Here is a 5290-nt window from a genome sequence, read left to right as displayed (position 1 = left end):
TTGAGGTACGCTAAGCCGGCATAAGCACCGCTGCTCGCATTACCACGACGGAACGGACAGCGAAGGCCGGAAATAGCGTTGTCGTTATACCAACCGTCGCAATAATAGGTACTGGAGCTGCCGGAGGCGACAGTCGGGGCGGAGCATAGGTTCTGCATACTGAGCTCAGTGATATATTTCCAGCCACTGGGATCGTTCTTAGGAACCCTCGCGGCCTTTATCAGACCCTCGATCGAGTTGATGTTGAAAGCCGAGTAAAGGGACGGGGCGACATAATAATCTCCGCTACCGTCGGACAGCTTGTTTATCAAGGAGCCACGCTCGATCAGACCGATATGTCCGTAGAAGTTCTTCAAGCCGAGGAAGCAAGGGACGTGCGCTTGGTGGACGGTACCACCGTCCGAGCCCTTCACGGCGTAGTCGCTCACGCCGACCGAGTCCCCCAACTCGATCCCTACGCTCGTCGGAATAATCGGATAACCACCGTTATGGCTCGACCAAGGATCCCAAGACCATTCCGTAACTCCCTTACCGGTACCGCCCTGATATAGGCCATTGGAGTCCTTTACCGGGTTCAACGCGGACTGGCAATCACGGGTACCCATGATAAGGCGGTAGAGATAACCGACGACGCTGTTCGCGACGAACCAGCCGGATTCCCAGCCCTCACCCTTCTTGCGGGCGGCCGTGCCGAAAGCCGCGGCGTTCATGTTCGTGGCAACCATGCCTAGCTGCGTGTTGTGCTTCCCGTCCCTCGTCGCGTCGTTGTTCCCGCCACGATAACGGGGATCGTCACTGACGACGGAGACCAACGTGCCGCTCGTACGGTCCATGACGCCGGCTCCCAAGGCCGACGTACCCCCGGCCGGGATGTAATAGTTCAAATGACCCTCGATCGGGGTCGGGCTGACAGCCTCGTAATAATAGGTGGAGTCAACCCACCAAGAGTAGTAGTGGGCGTTCCAGCACCACAGGTAATCGCCCATCGTGCCGTCCAAGGCAGCGGGACTGCCGTCGGCGAAACGACGGTGGTTCGTCGGGTCAAGCTTACGCCGGCTACGGTCAACGGACACGAGGTAGCAGCCCAGACCGATCACGGAGGGAAGATCCCGCAGGAAATCGATATTACCGTAAGCCTCGCCGACTGGCGTGCCCTGACCACGTTTCCAGCGACGGATAGCGACGTGCTTATTCACGATCGATACCGCGTCGGCGAAAGGGATCTTAACCGACTCGCCCGTTTCCTTGGACACTCCCTCGATCAAATACTTGGAGGGCTGGCTCGTGTCGGCCAAGGGCAGCTGGTCGATCGTCTTGCCGTTATCGAAGGCCGTGATGATAGCGCGTACCTTCTCCTCCTCTGCTGTTGTTAATGACATGATTCTGTATATTAAAATGTTAGACAATTATACCTTTCGTATCCGGCTACCGGATAAAAATCTCATCACGCTACCGGCCTTACGAATGACCGGGGCAGTAACCTCAATGACTATCGTTTGGGACAACGAGGTGTTATGCGACGGGATAACGTGGATCGTGGCCGTGCCGGTCTTACGGACAGTCAAGTTTCCACGTGGGTCCACGTACAACGCATCACCGGAATAAAACGCCTGTTGAAATATCACATTAGGTAATACATAAGCTGGAAAAAGACTCACGGCTATCTTCTGGGCGACGGCATTCCCTAACGTTATCCTCTTGACATATTTCAGCTCCATACGGGTAGGGGCAAGAAGCGCTTGACTCATCAACGATTGCTCGGCCGCTTTCATGGAAGCGATCTGCGCATTGCCCTCGGAAATCATCGCCTCAGCCTCGACAGCGGCAGCCAAAGCCTCATCAGATGCTCGACCGGCCAAATCAGCCTGTTTCCCAGCCTCCAACGCTTTAGCGTTAGCCAAACCCGCAGCAGAGATAGCGTTCCTCGTGGCCTCGATAGCCTTATTCGCCTCCGCAAGGGCGGTCTTGGCCGCTTCCGTTGCCTGCGTACCACGGGCGATACATTTCCACCAAGCCGTATCGGTCAAGGGGTGGTTCTTGTTTCCGTCCTTGACACAGAGGTAGCAGCTATCATCCGTGACGACGAAATCGAAGGTGTTGTACGTACTCGCCGTGGCATAAACGCCCTTATCGACGAACGCCACCTTCCCCAATACTATCTGACTCATTATTATTCCTCCTTCCTTTTTTTGGTCATACGTTCAAATACAGCTCACCGGTCTCTTGGTTGAGCTTGACAAGGTTTGGTGACACCTCGTCCTCGTAGGACATCACCAGCGTCATGTCGGCGGGGTTGATCGTGAAGGTCGGGTATAAAACGCCTCCCTTCGCGAGGATGCCCGTATCGACATACCTGTCCCCATCCAGATCCCATTTCCACCAGTTGCCGTTATCGCCAACCTTCCATGGGTGGTCGGCCAGCTCCTGCGCACGGTCACCCTGTGTCTTGGCGAAGTTACCCTGCGTGTTGGCGTAAGAAGCTTTCTCATTCGCCAATTTCGCCGCGTCATTTGCGTTTTTAGTTGCGATCTCGGTATCTTCCTTGATCTTCTCTAACCCATCGTGAGCGGCATTAGCGTTAGCCGCAGCTTTATTGGCTAAATCAGCCGCGGTATTAGCCTTACCGGTTGCGGTATTGGCGTTCCCTGTCGCGGTGATGGCGTTCGCCGTGGCCGTATTAGCCTTTGACGTGGCCGCCTCGGCGTTCAGCTTGGCGGTGTTGGCATTGGAGGCCGCCGTATTGGCCGCCTTGGTAGCGGCACGGGTGTTGGAGATCTCCGTAAGCATGTTCTCGTAAGCCGTCTGGATAGTCCCGAGGCTCACCTTCACGCTGGTTTGTATGCCGTCTATGATCTTGCAACCGATCGTGTACAGACCGGTAAGGCTGTCAGCCAGCGTGAGTTCTGATATTTTCTTTTTCTTAATCGGCATATATGTTCAAGTCTATGTAATACTCCCCGTCCTCCGTGACCACCAGTTCCCCGACCTCGGTAGCCAGCAGGTAATCGATACCATCCATCCGGAACACCGTGAACTCCAGCGTGAGGTTGAATGTCACCACCATACGCCCCCGGAGGCTCTCAAGCTTCCAGCCGGACGTCCTCTTGTAGTAGCAGGGGTATTCCTCCACGTTGTAATCCACGTACAGCGAACGCTCGCCCGGCTGGATCAAGGCATCCAACAGAGCGTCGTAACAACTCCAGAATGTCGTCATTGAGCCGGCGATGAGACAGCATTCAAGAGTGACCTCCTTGCTATTATACACCACCTTGCCGGCATCGTAGATCCTACCGTCAACGTCCAGTACCGTACGGGACAGGTTAGTCTTCACGGTCGGGGATCTCATGATCTCGTCCCGGCCCTCCGTCACCATCACGCCGTATCGATCCAAGGGTACGCCGTCCAGCTCGTACTCGGATGGAGGAACATACGCTCTACCCTCCGGGATCACCACGGACAAGGGTCTTACGGGCTGATCCTCGGCGAACCGTAACGTGAAGGCCTCCAACGTGTCCCAATCCTCATACGCCGGGCTCTGGATGAGTCGCAAGCTCCACTCCCTGCCCAGCGAGGGGATACGGAAGAGGTGATACCCGGACTTCGATAGGTGCTCGACGAGAGCGCCGGCGGATCTTCCGTCCACGCTGCGGACGAACGTGATGTTGAGCTCCCGTGGTTTCAAGGTGGGCTTTTCCAAGTCCGGCTCTATGCCGTCCTCGTCCGGCCAGTCGTTCCTGTCCGGTTCCACCAGCTCGGGGAACGGGAGAAGGCCGTCGTAACCTCCCTCCGTGATCCATACGCCGAAATCGGTGTAGGCGTCCTTGCCGTCTATGTATAACTCACCCCTCATAAGATCACCACGGTATTATCCTTGTTTATCTCAACCTCTCCCCCGATATTCACCAGCAGGATCACGGCGTAGTCGCTCGCCACGACCCTAGCCTTGCCGCCGTGCATGAGGATCACCTTGTGAACACGCTCGTTATCGTCTATCGTTATCACCGCATCCGTATCACCTATCACGGCGATATTGCCGGGATTGGTTACGTACACGTGGCCGGAGTCAACGTACACCCCGTAGGGCATCACGTGACCGGCCATGCCACGGAACATGTCTAACGACGGGAAATCATTCTCCGCGCAAAACTCACGCCCCTGCGGGCTGAAGAACAGCCACACGAGGCTTCTCCAGTCCGTCACCCCGTTAGAACCACTGCATGCCCCGAGCGAGAGGGCCGATTTGATTATGTCGTTAACCGTCTCCATCATTATCTTGATCTCATTAATATCCCCTTGTCGTTAATAGTCTTTATACCGGAGGCCGCCGACTTGGTATTGGCCTCTATCTTCTCGGATAGGGCCTCTATACGTCCGGAGATCTCCGCTACCTTGGCCGTGTTCTCCGACACCTTCCCGGACAGGTCCTTGATCGCCTCCACGTTCTTCCAGCCCCTTGTCTGGAGGTCGTAGATGAAGCGCATCTGGTCGGCTATACCCGTCACTTGCACCAACGTCCTATCTAAAAATATAAGTTGGGTCGACATCTTACCGTCTATAACATCCGCGGAGTCCTGGGAGATGGAACCAACACCTTTGGACGAGGCCGTACGCCCGTCGTCCTTCTCTACCGCGTTACCGGTATTGAAATATTTGTCGGCCCAACCAAACTTACGGTCGAGGTCGTCGGCCAGCTCCTGCGCCTTCCGATCCAGATAATCCTGTTCCCAGTCGCTGATATAATCGTCGGACCAGAACTCGAGCAGCTTCTCCCGGATCTCTTTCATGGGATCGGATGCGGCGGCCTTGATCGACTCCGTGACCATGTTCCTTATCATCTTCCTCACGAGATCCTTGGCCGATCGCGCCTTGTCCTCCCCGGCGGCCCACGCATCGGCGTAAGCGTTGGCGAAATCGTCGATCGCAGATTTTATGTCACTACCGAAAATGGCGTCCTTGCCGGCCTCCTTATTATCCGCTATGGTGTTATTGATCTCGTCTATCTGGTCCCGCCACTCCTTGATGCGGTCATTGTCGGTTTTCTTCTTGTCCTCCTCCTCCTTGATCTGGTTTTGGATAAGCACTTTTTGCTGTTCCAATAGCTTATTCTGCTGGTCGATAAGCTTGGAGGCATCCTTGGAATAGGCTTTCTCGATGGACCTGCCCAGCTTATCGTACGACTTGTCCAACGTGTCGATCTGATCCTGCAAACGCTGGATACGACTCTCGTTCTTCTTGTCATGGATCTTGGCGATAGAGGAGGCAAGGGATGTGACCACCCCGATAGCGGCAC

5 protein-coding genes and 1 pseudogene are annotated in these 5290 nt (G+C 55.4%); all 6 read right to left on the bottom strand.

What is annotated here, in order from left to right:
- The coding region (locus tag QVP94_RS10750) for a hypothetical protein (RefSeq protein ID WP_288213249.1) at positions 1–1379 on the bottom strand (1379 nt) is incomplete at its 3' end.
- Between the two features lie 27 nt (positions 1380–1406).
- Positions 1407–2168: a hypothetical protein gene (locus tag QVP94_RS10745; protein ID WP_022192586.1), complete on the bottom strand. Its 762-nt coding sequence runs from the start codon at positions 2166–2168 to the stop codon at positions 1407–1409.
- Between the two features lie 25 nt (positions 2169–2193).
- Positions 2194–2931, bottom strand: a complete 738-nt coding sequence (locus QVP94_RS10740) for a hypothetical protein (RefSeq protein WP_022192585.1) — start codon at positions 2929–2931, stop codon at positions 2194–2196.
- Positions 2921–3850, bottom strand: coding sequence for a hypothetical protein (locus tag QVP94_RS10735; RefSeq protein WP_022192584.1), 930 nt, complete (start codon positions 3848–3850; stop codon positions 2921–2923). Before QVP94_RS10735 ends, QVP94_RS10740 begins: the two co-directional genes overlap by 11 nt.
- On the bottom strand, positions 3847–4269 hold the full coding sequence (locus QVP94_RS10730; protein WP_022192583.1) for a hypothetical protein: 423 nt from the start codon (positions 4267–4269) through the stop codon (positions 3847–3849). Before QVP94_RS10730 ends, QVP94_RS10735 begins: the two co-directional genes overlap by 4 nt.
- A pseudogene (locus QVP94_RS10725) lies at positions 4269–5290 on the bottom strand (phage tail tape measure protein); the annotation flags it as partial. The pseudogene QVP94_RS10725 and the gene QVP94_RS10730, both read right to left, overlap by 1 nt.

The sequence above is a fragment of the Parabacteroides sp. CAG:2 genome (assembly GCF_000436315.1).
In the GTDB taxonomy this organism is placed as follows: domain Bacteria; phylum Bacteroidota; class Bacteroidia; order Bacteroidales; family Tannerellaceae; genus Parabacteroides; species Parabacteroides distasonis.
Note: the sequence above shows the minus strand (reverse complement) of the source record. Positions and strands in the feature narration are given on the sequence as shown.